The following is a 16,007-nucleotide window of genomic DNA, read 5'->3' on the forward strand; positions in this document are numbered from 1 at the left end:
CGTGGCTTTGATCGCCCTGCTTCACTCCCAGTCCTCCACCATCGAGGAGGTCCCCAATGATCCGCCGCAGGAGAGCTTCTCCGCGCCGGAGTCCTCGGGGAGCCCGGGGGGTTCCGGGGGCATCGGGTTCCGGGCGCTCCTGGAGGTGGGGCCGCTGAGCTTCCCGTCCGGGACGCGGGGCGGAAAACAGGACCTGTTCGGCTACGCGTACCCGTCGCTGGGCGTGGATGGCGGCGAGGACTTCGCGTTCATGCTGGGGGCGCCGCTGCGCTTCCGGCTGTTGGACAGCGAGCCGAAGCAGAAGGACCAGGACTACGGCGCGTGGCTGCGGCGCGAGGACTGGGACGAGCGCAGCGACTACGGCCAGGTGGTGCGCCTCCTGCGCATTGGCGACGAGTCCGGCCGCTTCGGCTTGCGCGTGCAGCCGTTCCTGGAGGAGTCGCTGGGGCGCGGCTACCTGGTGAACCGCTACGACAACCAGCTCAACCCCAACTACCACCCGGCGGGCGGCACGCTGTCGTTCACCGCGGGGCCCGCGCGGGTGCAGCTGCTGGCCAGCGACGTGCTCGCCGCGCGGGTGTTCTCCGGCGAGCTGCTGCTGGACATCGGCCGCATCGCCAGCGACAGCGAGGGGAACCACGACCGCTACCTGGTGCGCGCGTCCGCGGCGCACGACTTCGGCGAGGCCGGCGGGGTGACGCCCGCGGCCACGGTGGCGTCCGTGGGCGGCGAGTTCGCCATGTACAAGGGCGAGCGGCTGCGCTCGTGGGCCCTGGTCGCCGGCGGCGCGCGGCTCAACGGTGGCGCGCAGGACGTGGGCGGCCTGCTGGGCGTCGCGTTCGAGGGCAACTTCAAGGGCACGCAGCTGAGCGTCACGGTGCAGGGGCGCCGGCAGGGCGGCGGCTTCCGCTTCGGCTACTTCGGCGCGGGCTACGAGCTGTCGCGCTTCTCCGCCGTGGGCCTCTCCGAGGAGCCGCAGTCGGACCAGCGCGTGCCCAAGGACTTCTCCGGCTACCTGGAGGTGTCCGTGGCGCGAGGTGACGGGCCGGACTCTCCGGAGGTGGTGGCCAGCGGCGCCGTGGAGTACTCCGCCTTCGGCCGCGCGGACGGTGACCTGTCCCTGAGCTTCAGCAGCCCGGGCGGCGAGTCGCGCGGCATCGCGCGCGTGGTGGTGGTGGGGCTGGGTGACAAGCCCCGCTACTCGGTGGCGGCGGAGTTCCGTCAGCGCGTGCTGCCCGCGATGTACATCTGGGGCGCCGGCTCCACGCAGACCTTCCCGCAGCCGGACGGCACGCTGGTGCAGGGCGTGAGCGCGGGCGCTGGCGTGGGCGTGGACTTCGCCCGCCGCTAGCTTTCAGTGCTCCGCCGTCCCGCCCTCCTCCTGCACGGGAGCGCAGGGCAGGATGGCGCTGTGCCGCCGGGCCGTGTCGCACGACCGCCCCACGAGCAGGCGCGACAGCAGGCGCACGCCGGAGGCGAAGAGGCCGTCGTCGCCCTTGTGCAGCGCCTCGAAGAGGGACTCGTCCAGCACCGACTCCTCCGGGTCGATGAGGAGCTCCTCCGGCTCCAGCGGCTTGAAGAGGGGGTTCTGGTCGAACACCGTCTCCAGCGGGTGCGGGCGCAGCCGGTGCTGCCCCTCCTGGGCCAGTGGGTCCAGCGTCTCCACCACGTGCGCCGCGTCCACCAGCGGGCGCAGCGCCGTGACCCCCGAGAGGCCCGCGTGCTCCGCCATCAGCGACACGCGCACGCGGCGGATGGCGCGCGACACGGCGTCCCCGGGGCGCTCCGCCTCCCAGCTCAGGTTGAGCTCCGAGTCCAACCCCAGGCTGCGGTTGGTCGTGTTCGCGGAGCCGATGGTCATGAAGGCGTCATCCACGATGAGCACCTTCGAGTGGATGTACGTGAAGACGTCCGAGCCGTCCTCGTCCTTCGCCGCCGAGCCGTACACGGAGAAGCCGTGGCCCGTCTCCCGGGCCACTTCGCGCAGCGAGCGCAGGAGGCGCACCTGGGCCACGCCCATGGCGATCTGCTCGCGCAGCGCCTCCGGCTGACGGGGCAGCACCAGCATCACCTGGAGCCGCGGCCGTCCCGCCGCGCGCATGCGCTTGACGAGCGCGTCGTAGATGGCGCGTGAAGAGAAGTACTGGTTCTCGATGTAGATGAAGCGCTCGGCCGCGTCGATGGCGTCCACGTACAGCGCGCGGATCTCCTGCACCTCCTCCTGGGGAGGCAGGAGGGTCTTTCCAAAGGTGCGGCTGATGGCCACCGGGCCCGGAGGCGCGGGCATCGTCGCTTCGAAAGTCAGGTCGTCGCGGTTCACGGGCTCCAGGTGGAGCTCGCCTCCGCCCGAGTGCGCCCAGCGCGCCTCGAACAGCTCCGCGAGCGGCTTCACCGCGGGGCCGGTCAGCACCGTCTGCACGTCGTGGTAGGGCCCGTGCGGGTCGCGTCCGGAGTCACAGCGCAGCTTCGAGCGCGCGGGGTGGTCCCGGTCGTCCCAGCGGCAGTCACACACGTCCATGCCGCCGGTGAACGCCATCACGCCGTCGACGACGACGAGCTTCTGGTGATGGGCGCCGTAGAGCGGGCTGGAGGAATCGAAGCGGAAGCGCAGCCGCTCGTTCGTGGTCCAGTTGAAGAGCACGTTCTGCATCCACTCGCGCTCCATGGCGAGCAGCATGCTGAAGTCCCAGGCGAGGATGTAGACGTGCAGCTCCGGGTTCTCCCGGCACATCTGGTCCAACAGCGGCAGCAGCCGGACCTCGCCTCCGTTCGCCTCTTCCAGGTCGTCACCGCGCAGCAACGTCACGTCGCTGTCGAACTGCCAACCGGTGATGACGATGGAGCGGCGGGCCTTGCGGATGGCCCTGTACAGCTCGCGGTAATAAGCCCGGGCGTCCACCAGCACGCCCGCGTCATGCGTTTCCGAACGCGTCCAGCAGTTGCGTCCGGGGATGAGGATGCGTTTCACGTCGGTCACCTGGCCCTGGAGTGGATTCCTGATGTCGTCCGCGCCCGGCCGGCGGAAGCATCACCCTACGAAGACGATGTGCTTTCCGGTCGCCAGCGTCATGTCGGTCGAGGAGACAACCCTGGCGACCTTGCGAGCCTCGCCCCCCACGGTGTCGAAGGCCGCGGCGATCAGGTCGCCGAGCGTCACCTGCACGCGCCTGGCCTGCTTGCCCGCGCTGGACACGGCCTTCACCGTCTTCGCCTTCATCTGACGGGCCTTGCGCTGGATGGTCTGCTTCTGGGTCTTGGTCGCCATGGTCTTGCTCTCCGAGGATGAAGTGTCTGCCCGTCTGCGTGCTGCGCCGTACCGCCCCGTACCGCCCCTGCCCCGTCCCGCCCGTACCGCCTTGCTGCCCCGTCCCGCCCTGCCCCGTACCGCCCCGACCCGCCCTGCCCCGTCCTGCCTTGCTGCCCCGCCCCGTCCTGCCTTGCTGCCCCGTCCCGCCCCGCCGCCCTGCCCGCCCACCGTCCCGCCCGCCCTGCCCTCAGACCCAAGAGCAACTGCCGTGCCGCCGCCCAACCCTGCGTTTTCCGAGGGAAGAAAGGCCGGATCCCTTTCTAGGAAATGGAAAGGACTGACATTCTTTCAGCCCGGCTCCAGGTAGTTCCGCCCTCTTTCCTGCCCTCCGGTGCCACGCGCACCCGGGCGCACGTCAGGCGCGGGACGGAGCCCTCCGGCGCCAGGGCCGCGCTCCGTCCACGCAGGGGTGGATGTGCGAGGAACGGGCGGGATTCAGGAACGAAGAAGCCCTGACGCGGGGCCGCCCGGGGAGGAGGGGGCCATCCAGGCGTCAGGGCCGGGATTCACCGGACGGCGCCTGCCTCCAGGGCGGCGCGCATCCGTCACGACTCACGTCTCACCTCGCTACTTCGACGGCGGCACCAGCGCGAGGATGAGCTCGCCGCCCACGTGCTTGCCGGCCTTCTGGTACACGGCGCCCTGGCGGCCCAGCTCCACCTCCACCGAGGACTGGTTCGGGATGGTGACGCGCAGCGTGGCGGTGCCGTCCTTCATCCCCAGCAGCTGAAGCGACGCGTTGGTCCCGTTGGGGAGCTTCACCTCCGTGGGCTTCTGGGCGCTCACCTCCACGGTGTCCAGCGACATGCGCTTGAAGGAGGTGAAGCTGAAGTTCTGCTTCTGGAAGGCCTCCTTCATCTTGTTCAGCTCCGGCGGGTCCACCACCGTGCCCTTGTTGGAGGCCAGCACCACCTCCACCTGGACCTTCACCTTCTGCTCCTGGGCGAAGGCCGTCGTGGGCCCCAGCACCCACCCCACGGCGAACAGCAGCGTCAGCACCGCCCACGTCGGCTTCGTCATAGTGCTCCTCCGGTGGGCCGAGGCGGGACGGACGGAGCCGGCGACGGCGGCCCTTCCTCGTCCTGCGACTCCACGCTCGATTCCTGGGGCTCGGTCACGCCCGGCTTCTTCTGCCCGGCGGCGTCCTTCGCGGGCTCGGGGGCCTGCTCCTGCTCGTCCACCATCCAGATGATGGAGCCGCCACCTTCGGTCTCCATCACCACCGGGGCCACGCGGGCGCCCTGGTAGGACTGGATGGACTTCACCGTCATGCGCTCGGCGGCGTAGCCCTCCGGGGCGTTGTCGCGCAGCACCAGCGGCAGCGCCACCAGCACCACCACCGCGGCGGTGGCCAGCGACGAGATCATCGCGGTCCGCTGGTAGAGGAACATCTCCGACAGGGCCAGCCGCATCCGCTCCAGGAGGGGCGGCTTCTCCGGCGTCACCCGCGCCATGACCTTCTGGGCGAAGTCCTTGAAGTCGACGTCGTCCACCGCCATGTCCAGGCCCACCCGGAGCAGCCCGGACTCGGCGCGCAGGTCCGCCGCGCGGCCCGTGCAGTCCCGGCAGGCGGCCAGGTGCCGCTCCACGTGCACACGCTCGCCAGGAGCGAGCTCACCGTCGATGTAGGGAGACAGGAGCGGTACGAAACGCTCACACGCGGGATTTCCGGCCATACTCTTCACCCTGCGGGCTGGTGGGAATTCGTCGGTGGGGACGGGCGGCGCCCCACGGATATTCGAGGGTGCTTTCCGGCACCCTCATTCATTGCCCACTCCGCTCTTGGCTTCGTCCAACTCCAGATAATCCCCGAGGATTTTCTGCACCTTGGCGCGCGCGTGGAAGAGCCGGCTCATCACCGTGCCCTTGGGGATGTCCAGCGTGCGGGCCAGGTCCTCGTAGGACATTCCCTCGATTTCGCGCAGCAGGAGGATGGCGCGGTGCTTCTCCGGCACGGTGGCCAGGGCCTCCTGGATCTTCTCCGCCAGCTCCTTGCGGAGGGCGCTCTTCTGGGGGTTGGTCCCCAGGCGGCTGCCGAGCGCGCCGATGCGGGCCTCGGAGAGGTCCACGTCCTGCGTCTCGTCGAACTCCACGGGCTCACCGCCGCCGCGGCGCTTGCGCAGCACGTCGATGCAGATGTTCGACGTGATGCGGTAGAGCCACGTGTAGAAGGACGCGTCGCCCTTGAAGTGGTCCAGGTACTTGTAGACCTTGACGAACGCCTCCTGGGAGACGTCCATCGCCTCCTCCTTGTCCTTCAGCATTCCGAGCGCGACGGCGTACACCTTGCGCTGGTAACGCTCGACGAGGAGCTTGAAGGCGCGCTGGTCCCCGCTGCGGACGCGCTTGACGAGTGTGAGGTCGTCGGTGGCCAAGTGCGCGGCACCGTAGCACAGGCCACGCGAAGCCCAAGGCTTTCGACGCGCCCGGTCGCCGCTAGAGGGAGCTGACGAGCGCGATGGCGGCCAGGGCCAGGCCCACCATGGCCAGCAGCGCCCCGAACACCATCCGGTCCCACTGCGCCTGGCTGACGGCCGTCTCCTCCTCCGGGCCGGCGCGGAAGGCGTGGAGCACGTTCCAGAGCATGCGGCCCCCCAACCGCCGGTCCGTGCGGTCGCGGGGGTCGTCGTTCTGGAGGCCCTGCCCGTGGGCGTCCCGGCGCGCGAAGGGCCCGGGCAGGGGCTGGTAGAGGCCGGGGGTGAGCGGGGCGGCCTGCTCGGAGTGGCGCACGTCGGGCGGAGGCTCCAGGCGGACGGCGTCCGCGCGCTCGCGGGCCTCCTCGGGCGAGGGCGCGTCCATCACCCACATCCCGGCCTCCACGCCGTTCTGTCCGGTGTGGGCGTCCTGGAGCCCGGCGAAGCCCTGGTCCTTGAGGGCCTGCGCGAAGGCGGCCTGGCCTTCCGGCGTGGGGGGATAGCGGGCGGCGGCCTCCGCGTAGGCGGCGAAGAAGGTCCACAGCCGGGCCACGCGGTCCGACGAGGGCAGCGACGAGGGCCGCACCTGCGCGGCCAGCAGCGCCCCGTCCGACGCGAAGCGCTTGCCCACCGCGAGCTGGCCCTCCAGGTGCTCCAGGTCGGAGGGGATGAGCGACTCCACGTCCAGCACCGGCCCGCGCGCCTCGCCCGCGCCCAGGTAGGGGCTGGCGGTGATGGGGCCCTCCGCGCCCGGCGTCCGGAAGCCATCGCTGCCCTTGCGGCGGGGCGCCTGGGCGGCCGTGCCGGGGGACTCGAAGCCCGTGCCGGCGTCCGCGCGGGGCGCGCGGGTCGTCCCGCTGCTCCGGGAGGGAACGCCGACGCGGGCCGAGCGCGCGCCCACGTCCTTGGGAGTGCCCTCCGCGCCGCCGCTCTCCGGGGAGGCGCCGGTCTCCAGGCCTTCGTCACCGGGGGGGCCCGCGTCGACGTGCTCCCCTCCGGGCTCCAGCGGAGCGCCGCCATCCGCCGCTGGCGGAAGCCCCATGGGCGGAGCGCCGATGCGGGTGCGGTCGCCGGGCGAGGTGGTGGGAGTGGAGGTCTCCATCCCGTCATCGCGGAACGGAGACGCTGGCGACGGGGTCGCGGGCGCCGAGGGCCCACCGCCGGAGCGGGGCCCACCGGAGCCGGAAGGACCGCGGGGCCCGCGGATGTCGCCGACGTTTCCCATCACGGGGGATTCTCTCACAACGAGAACCCCGAGTTGCATGGGGGGCTACTCGCCCTCGTGCTCCACCTCCACGGGGGTCGTCATCCCGTTGGCATCCAGGCGGACGCGGTACACGGCGTTGAGGCCGTCGCCGTTCGTGTCCACGCGGGCGAAGCAGGACACCTCCGGCTCACCCACGGGGCTCTCCTCCACGCGCACCTCGTACTGGAGGTGCGTGACGGGGCCGGGGTCGAAGCCGATGCGGCGGAAGTCCTCGTGGTCCTTCGGGAAGGGCACGGCCTCGCCGTGCTGGGGCACGGGGACGGGAAAGGGCGCGATGGGCACGTAGTCGCCGTGCTCGTCGCGGAAGCCCTGCACCGCGTCGCACAGGGCCAGCACCTGCACGCGGGCCTCGTTGGCCACCTGCTGCGGTGTCGCGCCGCCGGCGCCCTTCATCGCGGGGAGCCAGAAGATGAACAGGGCGGTGGCGGCCACCGCCGCGAACACGGTGACGGCGATGCCCACGCGCACCGCCGTGTTGCGAGGGCGCGCGGGGCCGGGCTCCGGGGCCGGGGCCATCAGGCCCACTCCCGGGGATTGCGCAGCACCTCCACCAGCCGGGCCTCGGGCGTGCCGGGCTCCGGGTGGTGGTCGTAGCGCCAGCGCACGCGCGGCGGCAGCGACATGAGGATGGACTCCGTGCGCCCCTGCGTCTCCAGGCCGAAGATGGTGCCCCGGTCGTAGACGAGGTTGAACTCCACGTAGCGGCCGCGGCGCACCTCCTGCCAGAAGCGCTGCGCGTCCGTCACCGGCGTGTCCTTGTGCTTCTTCGCGATGGGCAGGTACGCGGGGATGAAGCTGTTGCCGCACGCCTGCACGAACGCGAACTCGCGCTCCAGGTCGCCGCCCATGTTCTCGAAGAAGAGGCCGCCCACGCCGCGCGCCTCGCCGCGGTGGCGCAGGTGGAAGTACGCATCGCACGCGGCCTTGAAGCGCGGGTAGTACGCGGGGTCGTGCGCGTCGCACGCGGCCTTGTGCACGCGGTGGAAGTGGGCCGCGTCCGCTTCGTCCAGGTAGTACGGCGTCAGGTCCGCGCCGCCGCCGAACCACGCGCGGCCTCCCTGCTGGATGAAGCGGTAGTTGGCGTGCACGGTGGGCACGTGCGGGCTCTTGGGGTGCAGCACCAGCGACAGGCCGCCGGCCCAGAAGGTGCGGCCCTCACCCTGGAGCTTCTTCGCGAAGGCCTCTTCCAGCTCGCCGTGGACGATGGAGATGTTCACGCCCGCCTTCTCCAGGACGGCGCCCTCCTCCAGCACGCGGCTGCGGCCACCGCCGCCGCCCGGGCGGCTCCACGCGTCCTCGCGGAAGCGGCCCTGGCCGTCCAGTTCCTCCAGCGCTCCGCAGATGTCGTCCTGGAGCTTCTGGATGAAGGCGGCCATGCGCCCCTTCAAGCCCTCCACGTCCACCGTCGCCGTCATGCCCGTTGTCTCCCTGTCTCGGGTTGAACGGGCGGACACACTACTAGGGGCCCTGGGCGGACGGGGCCTCGAAGTCCACGGGTGGCGTGGACGGCGCCAGGTTGCCTGCCGCGTCGAAGGCCTCGATGCGCGCGCGGTAGCTGCGCCCGTCCTCCAGCGCGAACGCTCCCCCGCAGGCCTCATGGCCCAGATAAGCCGTGGTGCCCTGCACGGGCAGCATGTACTGCTGCGGGGACAGGCCCAGCCGCCGCGGCGACAGCTTCACCACCAGGAACGCGGGGCTCTCCTCGCGCAGGGCCAGGTTGAGCTTCACGAAGCGCGCGATGCCCTGGGGCGAGCGGCGCACGAAGCCCTCCGACACGGCGGGGCGCTTCACCCACTTGGGGGAGTTGGTGTCCGGCCCCTTGCCGCTCATCCACGAGGGCTGCGCGCCCACCTGGCCATTGAGGAGGGCGACGTTGGGGAGCACCTCCTGCAGGTTCAGGAAGTAGCGCTTGCCGGGCTGCATCGGCTCCGCCAGCTTGAGGATGATGGTGGCGCGGCCCAGGGAGCTCTCCCAGCCCTTGGTGACCTTGAGCTTCACCTCGTGGTCGGTGGAGACGAGCTTCAGTGGCTTGCCCACCAGCCCCAGCACCGGCGACTTCGCGGTGCCCACGCCTTCCAGCAGCAGGCGCATGTTGGTGGGGACGATGCCGCCGGGCGCGGGGTACAGCTGCACTCCGTCCCCGGTGCACTGGGCGGAGGCGTGGGCGGCGGACAGCAGGGCAGCGGCGAACACGAGGGCTCGGAACACGATGCCGCGCAGTGTGCGCCGGGAATGGCCGCGAGGGAAAGTCCCGGCTGACCCCGCCTTCTTCAGTGCCGGGGGCCTTCGTCCTCGCCCAGGGGGATGGTGCCGAAGCGCGCCTCGTAGTGCTGGAGGTTGTCCTGGAGCATCTTCAGGAAGCGCTTCAGGTGGCGCGGGCTGGTGATGATGCGCGAGCGCACGCGGGCCAGGGGCTGCTGCGGCTGCACGTAGAGGAAGTCCAGCACGAACTCCGTGTCCGTGTGGTTCACCAGGGCCAGGTTGCTGTACTGGCCATTGGCCACCTCTTCGGTCATCTGCACCTGGAGCTGCACTTCGGGGGGCTTCGTCGGAGTGTCGGCCATGAGTCAGGCGGCATAGCGCCTGGGGCCCGCCGTGGCCAGTGTCCTCCCCGTGAGCACGCGCTGGCGGGACATCGACGGGGAGTCCACCGCGCCCTTCGCCCTGGGGCGGGGGAAGGACGCCTGCCTGCTCCTGCATGGCTTCACCGGAAGCCCGTGGGAGGTGCGCCCGCTGGGCGAGGCCCTGGCGGCGCGGGGCATGCGCGTGGTGGCGCCGAGGCTCCCGGGCCACGGCACCACGCCGGAGGCGATGCTGGACGTGGACTTCCACGACTGGCAGGCCTGCGCGGACGAGGCGCTGGCGTCGCTCTCCGGGTACAGGCGCGTGTTCGTCGCCGGACTGTCCATGGGCGCGCTCCTGGCGCTGCGGCTGGCCGCGCACCAGCCGGAGGCCGTGCACGCGCTGGCGCTGGTGGCGCCCGCGGTGCGCTTCCGGGGCGCGCGCATGGCGCTGGTGCGCCAGCTGTGCCGCACGCCGCTGCTCGAGTGGACGACGCCGTGGGTGGACAAGGGCGGCACGGACATCTCCGACCCGGAGGCGCTGGCGCAGGCGCCGGTGCTGCCCGCGTTCCCGGTGGCCCGGCTGCGCGACCTGTGCGCGCTGCAGGACCTGGCCGTGGTGGACGCGCCCCGCGTGCGCTGCCCGGTGCTGGTGGCCACCGCGGAGCAGGACCACGTGGTGGATCCGGAGGGAGGACGCTGGCTCGCGCGCCGGATGACGGCGGCCCGGGAGGTGCGGCTCGTGGCCTATCCGGAGGGCTTCCACATCATCCCGCGCGACGTGTGCGGAGCGAGGCTCGCCCGCGAGGTGGGGGACTTCCTCCAGCCGTGGCGCGAAGAGGAGGACCTCAGGGGCTGGCCGGGAGGGCCGGCGCCAGGCGCGCCACCGCCGTGAGCAGCTCCACCGCGTCGAGCGGCTTGGTGACGAAGGCGCTGAAGCCCGCGCGCAGGGCCCGGTCACGGTCCTCGCGGCGCGCGGCGGCGGTGACGGCGAGCGCGGGCACGCCGCCTCCAGCCTCCCAGGGCAGCGCGCGCAGCCGGTACAGGAGCGAATAGCCGTCCTCGCCGGCCAGCGTCACGTCCGTCACCAGCACCGTGGGCGGGGAGCGGCGCACCTCGTCCATGGCGTCGGTGACGTTGGTGGCGGTGAGCACGTGCGCGCCCACGCGGGTGAGCAGCACGGACATCCACTCGCGCGCGTCCGGCTGGCCATCCACCACCAGCACGCGCTGGCCCTCCAGCTCCGGGAAGCGCGGCAGCGTGAGGCCCTCCACGGGGCGCGGCTCGCGTGAGGAGCCCGGGGTCGTGCTGCCGCGCATGCGCGGCAGCACGACGGTGAAGGTGGCGCCCTTGCCTTGTCCGTCGCTGGCGGCCGTCACGGTGCCGCCGTGCAGCTCCACCAGGTGCCGCACGATGGACAGGCCCAGGCCCAGGCCGCCGTGCTGGCGGCTCACGCCGGTGTCCGCCTGCTGGAAGCGCTGGAAGAGGAACGGCAGGAAGTCGGCCGGGATGCCCTCGCCGTTGTCGCGCACCACCAGCTCCGCGCCGTCGTCGCGCGTGCGCGCGGTCACCGTCACGTGGCCGCCGGGCGGGGTGAACTTGATGGCGTTGGAGAGCAGGTTCCACACCACCTGCTGCAACCGGTCCGGGTCGCCGAACAGCGGCACGCCGTCCGCGTCCACGGAGACGTGGAGCGTCAGCTCGCGCGCGAGCGCCGTGGGCTTGACGGCGTCCAGCGCCGCCTCCACCACGTGGCCCAGCTGCAGCGGCACGGGCTCCAATCGCAGACGTCCGCTGGCGATGCGGCTGATGTCGAGCAGGTCCTCGATGAGCTGTCTTTGGGCGCGGGCGTTGCGCTCGATGGCCTCCACCGCGCGCTGGCGCTTGTCCTCGCCCAGCAGGCCCTGCCGCAGCATCTGCGACCAGCCGAGGATGGACGTGAGCGGCGTGCGCAGCTCATGGGACACCGTGGCGAGGAACGCGTCCTTGGCGCGGCTGGCGGCCTCCGCGACGCCGCGGGCCGCGCGCTCTTCGTCATAGAGCCGGGCCCGGTCCAGCGCCTGCGCGCATAAGCGGCCCACCGTCAGCAGGAAGGCGTGCTCCGCGGCGTCGAAGTCGCGCGCGTCGCCGAAGCCCAGGCCCAGCGCGCCGAACACGCGCCCCCCGCTCACCAGCGGCACGGCGGCCCACGCCTCCAGGGTCCGCTCACGGGATAACTGGGCCAGGCGCGGGTAGCGGGCCATGCACTCCGTCCATGTGCTCAGCGCGCGGGGCTCGCGGGTGCGCGTCACGTCCGTGAGGGGACAGGTCGCGGAGACCTCGAAGCGCTGCCAATCCTCCAGCTCGCCGGGCGAGAAGCCGTGCGCGGCGACGCGCTCGAAGACGTCCTGGGCCGAGCCCGTGGGCACCACCACCAGGCCGGTGAGGGCCCCCATGGCGAGGGCGCCTTCGCGCGCGGCCACCTCCACGACCTGCGCGGGGGTGAGCGCCTCGGAGAGCGCGGCGGTCATCGCCTGGAGGCGCTCGGTGCGCCAGGCGGCGGTGGTCCACGCGGCGCGGCGGGTGCACACGAGCTCCGTCACGTCCACCGCGAAGGCGAGCACGCCCTCCACCTGTCCCTGCGTGTCGCGCCGCGGCAGGAGGGAGATGTTGAAGAAGAGCTCCTCGTCGGTTGGACGCACGCGGGCGGAGGCCTCGCGCAGGTGCAGCGCTTCGCCGGTGGCAAAGACGCGGTCCCAGGCGTCGTGCCAGCCGGGGCCCGCCAGCTGGGGGCAGGCCTCGCGCAGCGGGACGCCCACCTGGCCTCGCGTGTCGAGCAGCGTCAGGCGCGTGGAGGTGCTGAACTCGATGAGGTGGCCGGGGCCGCGGTAGAGGCCGAAGAAGGCCGGAAGCTGCTGAAGCAGCTCATGCAGTCGCGGAGGCGCACCGCCGGACGCCGCGACCCACCCGGCCTGGGCTTCATTCATGTGTGGCCCCCCCTACCCCGGCGGAAGGCAAGGCTTCCGGCGAGAAGAGGCAGCCATCAAACACCGGGACGTGCCGGCACGCACGAAAAGCAACTCGGACAACCTGCCAGGTGTCATGGGCTGAGCGCTCCCTGGCGCTGCTGGCGTCCAGTAGCGGGCATCCGTCCCTCCGGGTCAGGTAGACGCTCACGGCCGCCGGACATCCGTTATGTCGGATGACAGGCATGCCCTCCTCTCCTCCTGATTCGGCTCCCCTCGTCGAGCTGCGCGCCGTCACCAAGTCCTACGCGGAAGGCGATTCCGTGCGCGAGGTGCTCTCCGGCACGTCGCTCGCCCTGCACCGGGGCGAGTTCGTGGTGCTCCTGGGCCGCAGCGGCTCCGGCAAGTCCACGCTGCTCAACCTCATCAGCGGCATCGACCAGGCGACGCACGGCGAAATCCGGGTGGAGGGCCGCGACCTGGGGCGCCTCCCCGAGCGCGACCGCACCCTGCTGCGCCGCGAGCGCATCGGCTTCATCTTCCAGGCGTTCAACCTGCTGCCCACGCTGACGGTGGAGGAGAACGTGCGGCTGCCGCTGGAGCTGCTCGGCCGTTCGAGCGCGGAGGCCGGCGCGCGGGCACGGGAGCTCTTGGAGCGCGTGGGGTTGGGTGGTCGCGCGAACAGCTTCCCGGACCGGCTGTCCGGCGGTGAGCAGCAGCGCGTGGCGGTGGCGCGAGCCCTGGCCCACTCCCCGCCGCTGCTGCTGGCGGACGAGCCCACGGGCAACCTGGACGAGGAGACGGGCGGTCAGGTGCTGGACCTGCTGGAGGGGCTCACCCGGCAGGGCAACGCGTGCGCGCTCATCGTCACGCACGAGCCCGCGATGGCGGAGCGCGCGGACCGCGTGCTGATGATGGAGAACGGGCGGCTGGTGGAGAAGCCCGGCGGCGCGCGCGGCCGGAGGACGCCATGAGGGCGCTGCTCGCACGCTCCAGCCTGCGGCACCTGGGCGGGCACCCGTGGCTCACGGCGCTGTCGCTGTTGGGCATCGCCATGGGCGTGGCGGTGGTGGTGTCCATCGACCTGGCGAGCGGCAGCGCGCTGCGCGCCTTCGAGCAGTCCACGGACGTCGTCGCGGGCCGCGCCACGCATCAGATCACCGGAGGCACGTCCGGACTGCCGGAGGGTGTCTACACGGCGCTGAAGCTGCGGCCGGACGCGCCGGACGCGGCGCCCGTGGTGCAGGGCTTCGTGCAGGTGGAGGGCGGCAACCACCGCACGCTCACGCTGCTGGGGTTGGATCCGTTCGCGGAGGCGCCCTTCCGGGACTTCTCCACGGGCGGCGCGGTGGGAGACGTTGGAACACTGCTCACGCGGCCCGGCACGGTGGTGATGGGCGCGAAGACGGCGCGGAGCCTGGGCGTGAAGGCGGGGGACACGCTGCCGGTGACGGTGACGGGGCTTCGCCGGGAGCTGCGCGTGTCCGCCCTGCTGACGCCCGCGCAGGAGACGACGGAGCGCGCGCTGGAGTCGCTGCTCATCGCGGACATCTCCACCGCGCAGGAAGTGCTGGGCATGGAGGGCCGGCTGACGCGCGTGGACCTGCGCTTGAAGGGCGGAGAGGCGCAGGCCGCACTGCTGCGAGCCACCCTGCCGCCGGGCGCGGAGCTGCTCCAGACCTCCGGGCGCGCGGGCACGGTGGAGCAGATGACGCGGGCGTTCCGCACCAACCTCACCGCGCTGTCGCTGCTGGCGCTCGTGGTGGGGATGTTCCTCATCTACAACACGATGACGTTCTCCGTGGTGCAGCGGCGCGGGATGCTGGGCCGGCTGCGCGCGGTGGGCGTGACGCGCGGGGAGCTGTTCGCGGTGGTGCTGGGTGAAGCGCTGCTGTTGGGCATCGTGGGCACCGCGGCGGGGCTGCTCCTGGGCATCCTGATGGCCAGCGGACTGGTGGGCCTCATCACCCGCACCATCAATGACCTGTACTTCGTGGTGAACGTGCGGCGTCTGTCGTTGGAGCCGTTCACGTTGTTCAAGGGCTTGAGCCTGGGGCTGGGCGCGACGGTGCTGGCGGCGCTGGTGCCCGCGTGGGAGGCGGCTCGGGCGGCGCCGGTGACAGCGCTGCGGCGGTCGACGGTGGAGGACGTGTCGCGCGGCCGGGCGCCCCGGCTGGCGGTGCTGGGGTTGGTCCTCCTGGCCGTCGCGGCGGCGGTGCTCGCGTGGCCCACGCAGGCGCTGCTGCCAGCGTACACGGGCCTCTTCGGCGTGCTGCTGGGCAGCGCGCTGCTGGTGCCCTGGGTGACGGAGAAGCTGACCGTGGCGGCGGCGCGGCCCCTGGGCGCGATGTTCGGTCCGTTGGGACGCATGGCGGCGCGCGGGGTGACTGCGAGCCTGTCGCGCACGGCGGTGGCGCTGGCGGCGCTGATGGTCGCGGTGGCGACGACGGTGGGCGTGGGCCTGATGGTGTCCAGCTTCCGGGGCACGGTGGCGGCGTGGCTGGAGTCCGCGCTGCAAGCGGACGTGTTCGTGTCGCCGCCGTCACTGGTGGCGCGGCGCGGGGACTCGTCGCTGGTGCCGGGGCTCGCGGAGAAGCTGCGGTCCACGCCCGGCGTCGAGGCGAGCGGCTCCATCCGGGTCATCCACGTGCGCATCAACGACGTGGACACGGACCTGCTCGCGGTGGACTTCGCGAAGGGCCACGAGCGGACGTACCGCTTCAAGGAAGGGCGCGCGGAGGACGTGTGGCGGCAGTTGGACGCGTCAACGGATGCGCTCATCGTGTCGGAGCCGTTCGCGTTCCACCGGAACGTGCACGTGGGCGACACGCTGCGGGTCGCCACGGACAAGGGGCCGCACGACTTCCGCGTGGCGGGCGTGTACTTCGACTATGGCTCGGATGTGGGGACGGTGCTGATGCCGCGCGCCACGTATGAGCACTGGTACGAGGACCGGGGTGTGTCTGGCCTGTCCCTCTTCGCCGCGCCCGGGCAGGACGTGGACGAACTGGTGGCCCACGTGCGCGACCGCGCGGGCGGTGAGCAGGCGTTGAACGTGCGCGCGAACCGGGCGCTGCGGCAGGCATCGATGGAGGTCTTCGACCGCACCTTCACCATCACGCAGGTGCTGCGCTTGCTGGCCATTGGCGTCGCGTTCGTCGGCGTGCTGAGCGCACTGATGTCCCTGCAACTGGAGCGGGCTCGAGAGTTCGCGGTGCTGCGCGCGACGGGGCTCACGCCGGGACAACTGTGGGGCATGGTGTCGTTGCAGACGGGGCTGTTGGGATTGCTCGCGGGGTTGTTCTCCGTGCCGTTGGGATTGGCGCTGGCCTACGTGCTGGTGCACGTCATCAACCAACGTTCGTTCGGGTGGACGTTGCAGCTGGTGGTGTCGCCCGGCGTGGTGGGCCAGGCGGTGGTGCTGGCCTTGGTGGCAGCGGCGCTCGCGGGGCTGTACCCGGCGTGGCGCATGGCGCGCGCGAACCCGGCCATGGCGCTGCGGGAGGAGTGAGA

At 72.0% G+C, this 16,007-nt stretch carries 15 protein-coding genes; 4 read left to right on the forward strand and 11 right to left on the reverse strand.

The features are described from left to right. Position 1 precedes the first annotated feature (1 nt). A complete protein-coding gene (locus KYK13_RS35305) occupies positions 2-1,351 on the forward strand; it encodes a hypothetical protein (RefSeq protein WP_370645221.1) in 1,350 nt (449 codons plus the stop codon). Positions 1,352-1,354: 3 nt separating this feature from the next. Here KYK13_RS35305 and KYK13_RS35310 read toward each other — a convergent pair whose 3' ends face one another. The 10 genes from KYK13_RS35310 to KYK13_RS35355 form a co-directional block, all read right to left on the reverse strand. Next, positions 1,355-2,968: a phospholipase D-like domain-containing protein gene (locus tag KYK13_RS35310; protein ID WP_223638947.1), complete on the reverse strand. Its 1,614-nt coding sequence runs from the start codon at positions 2,966-2,968 to the stop codon at positions 1,355-1,357. A 60-nt stretch (positions 2,969-3,028) separates the two neighbouring features. After that, positions 3,029-3,265, reverse strand: coding sequence for a chaperonin (locus KYK13_RS35315; protein WP_223638949.1), 237 nt, complete (start codon positions 3,263-3,265; stop codon positions 3,029-3,031). A gap of 609 nt (positions 3,266-3,874) precedes the next feature. Further along, positions 3,875-4,327: a hypothetical protein gene (locus tag KYK13_RS35320; RefSeq protein ID WP_223638952.1), complete on the reverse strand. Its 453-nt coding sequence runs from the start codon at positions 4,325-4,327 to the stop codon at positions 3,875-3,877. Next, positions 4,324-4,983: an anti-sigma factor gene (locus KYK13_RS35325; RefSeq protein ID WP_223638954.1), complete on the reverse strand. Its 660-nt coding sequence runs from the start codon at positions 4,981-4,983 to the stop codon at positions 4,324-4,326. The genes KYK13_RS35320 and KYK13_RS35325 overlap by 4 nt, the downstream gene beginning before the upstream one ends. Positions 4,984-5,067: 84 nt before the next feature. Next, a complete protein-coding gene (locus KYK13_RS35330) occupies positions 5,068-5,682 on the reverse strand; it encodes an RNA polymerase sigma factor (RefSeq protein ID WP_014400131.1) in 615 nt (204 codons plus the stop codon). Between the two features lie 61 nt (positions 5,683-5,743). After that, on the reverse strand, positions 5,744-6,823 hold the full coding sequence (locus tag KYK13_RS35335; protein ID WP_223638955.1) for an Immediate early protein ICP0: 1,080 nt from the start codon (positions 6,821-6,823) through the stop codon (positions 5,744-5,746). Between the two features lie 168 nt (positions 6,824-6,991). Next, positions 6,992-7,504 (reverse strand): hypothetical protein, encoded by a 513-nt coding sequence (locus KYK13_RS35340; protein ID WP_223638957.1) that lies wholly within the window; start codon positions 7,502-7,504, stop codon positions 6,992-6,994. Further along, on the reverse strand, positions 7,504-8,403 hold the full coding sequence (gene hemF / locus KYK13_RS35345; RefSeq protein ID WP_223638959.1) for an oxygen-dependent coproporphyrinogen oxidase: 900 nt from the start codon (positions 8,401-8,403) through the stop codon (positions 7,504-7,506). The genes KYK13_RS35340 and hemF overlap by 1 nt, the downstream gene beginning before the upstream one ends. 43 nt (positions 8,404-8,446) lie before the next feature. After that, positions 8,447-9,199, reverse strand: coding sequence for a hypothetical protein (locus KYK13_RS35350; RefSeq protein ID WP_370645461.1), 753 nt, complete (start codon positions 9,197-9,199; stop codon positions 8,447-8,449). A gap of 59 nt (positions 9,200-9,258) precedes the next feature. After that, positions 9,259-9,552, reverse strand: coding sequence for a DUF3467 domain-containing protein (locus KYK13_RS35355; protein WP_223638963.1), 294 nt, complete (start codon positions 9,550-9,552; stop codon positions 9,259-9,261). Between the two features lie 70 nt (positions 9,553-9,622). On the opposite strand from KYK13_RS35355, the gene KYK13_RS35360 reads away from it, so the two are divergent. Further along, positions 9,623-10,444 (forward strand): carboxylesterase, encoded by an 822-nt coding sequence (locus tag KYK13_RS35360; RefSeq protein WP_223646921.1) that lies wholly within the window; start codon positions 9,623-9,625, stop codon positions 10,442-10,444. On the opposite strand, the gene KYK13_RS35365 is transcribed toward KYK13_RS35360, so the two are convergent. After that, positions 10,398-12,515, reverse strand: coding sequence for an ATP-binding protein (locus tag KYK13_RS35365; protein WP_223638964.1), 2,118 nt, complete (start codon positions 12,513-12,515; stop codon positions 10,398-10,400). The two genes, KYK13_RS35360 and KYK13_RS35365, sit on opposite strands and share 47 nt — an antisense overlap. A gap of 224 nt (positions 12,516-12,739) precedes the next feature. Between KYK13_RS35365 and KYK13_RS35370 the strand changes: the two genes are divergently transcribed. Together KYK13_RS35370 and KYK13_RS35375 are read left to right on the forward strand one after the other, a co-directional pair. Continuing rightward, positions 12,740-13,468: an ABC transporter ATP-binding protein gene (locus KYK13_RS35370; RefSeq protein WP_223638965.1), complete on the forward strand. Its 729-nt coding sequence runs from the start codon at positions 12,740-12,742 to the stop codon at positions 13,466-13,468. After that, positions 13,465-16,005: an ABC transporter permease gene (locus KYK13_RS35375; protein WP_223638966.1), complete on the forward strand. Its 2,541-nt coding sequence runs from the start codon at positions 13,465-13,467 to the stop codon at positions 16,003-16,005. Before KYK13_RS35370 ends, KYK13_RS35375 begins: the two co-directional genes overlap by 4 nt. Positions 16,006-16,007: the final 2 nt, after the last annotated feature.

It is taken from the genome of Corallococcus sp. EGB (genome assembly GCF_019968905.1).
In the GTDB taxonomy this organism is placed as follows: Bacteria; Myxococcota; Myxococcia; order Myxococcales; family Myxococcaceae; genus Corallococcus.

What these genes read in the sequence shown, in the direction of transcription:
- KYK13_RS35375 (WP_223638966.1), top strand. Translation starts at nt 13,465, where the DNA reads ATGAGGGCGCTGCTCGCACGCTCCAGCCTGCGGCACCTGGGCGGGCAC.
- KYK13_RS35370 (WP_223638965.1), top strand. Translation starts at nt 12,740, where the DNA reads ATGCCCTCCTCTCCTCCTGATTCGGCTCCCCTCGTCGAGCTGCGCGCC.
- KYK13_RS35315 (WP_223638949.1), bottom strand. Translation starts at nt 3,265, where the DNA reads ATGGCGACCAAGACCCAGAAGCAGACCATCCAGCGCAAGGCCCGTCAG.
- KYK13_RS35335 (WP_223638955.1), bottom strand. Translation starts at nt 6,823, where the DNA reads ATGGAGACCTCCACTCCCACCACCTCGCCCGGCGACCGCACCCGCATC.
- KYK13_RS35365 (WP_223638964.1), bottom strand. Translation starts at nt 12,515, where the DNA reads ATGAATGAAGCCCAGGCCGGGTGGGTCGCGGCGTCCGGCGGTGCGCCT.
- KYK13_RS35340 (WP_223638957.1), bottom strand. Translation starts at nt 7,504, where the DNA reads ATGGCCCCGGCCCCGGAGCCCGGCCCCGCGCGCCCTCGCAACACGGCG.
- KYK13_RS35355 (WP_223638963.1), bottom strand. Translation starts at nt 9,552, where the DNA reads ATGGCCGACACTCCGACGAAGCCCCCCGAAGTGCAGCTCCAGGTGCAG.
- hemF (WP_223638959.1), bottom strand. Translation starts at nt 8,403, where the DNA reads ATGACGGCGACGGTGGACGTGGAGGGCTTGAAGGGGCGCATGGCCGCC.
- KYK13_RS35325 (WP_223638954.1), bottom strand. Translation starts at nt 4,983, where the DNA reads ATGGCCGGAAATCCCGCGTGTGAGCGTTTCGTACCGCTCCTGTCTCCC.
- KYK13_RS35320 (WP_223638952.1), bottom strand. Translation starts at nt 4,327, where the DNA reads ATGACGAAGCCGACGTGGGCGGTGCTGACGCTGCTGTTCGCCGTGGGG.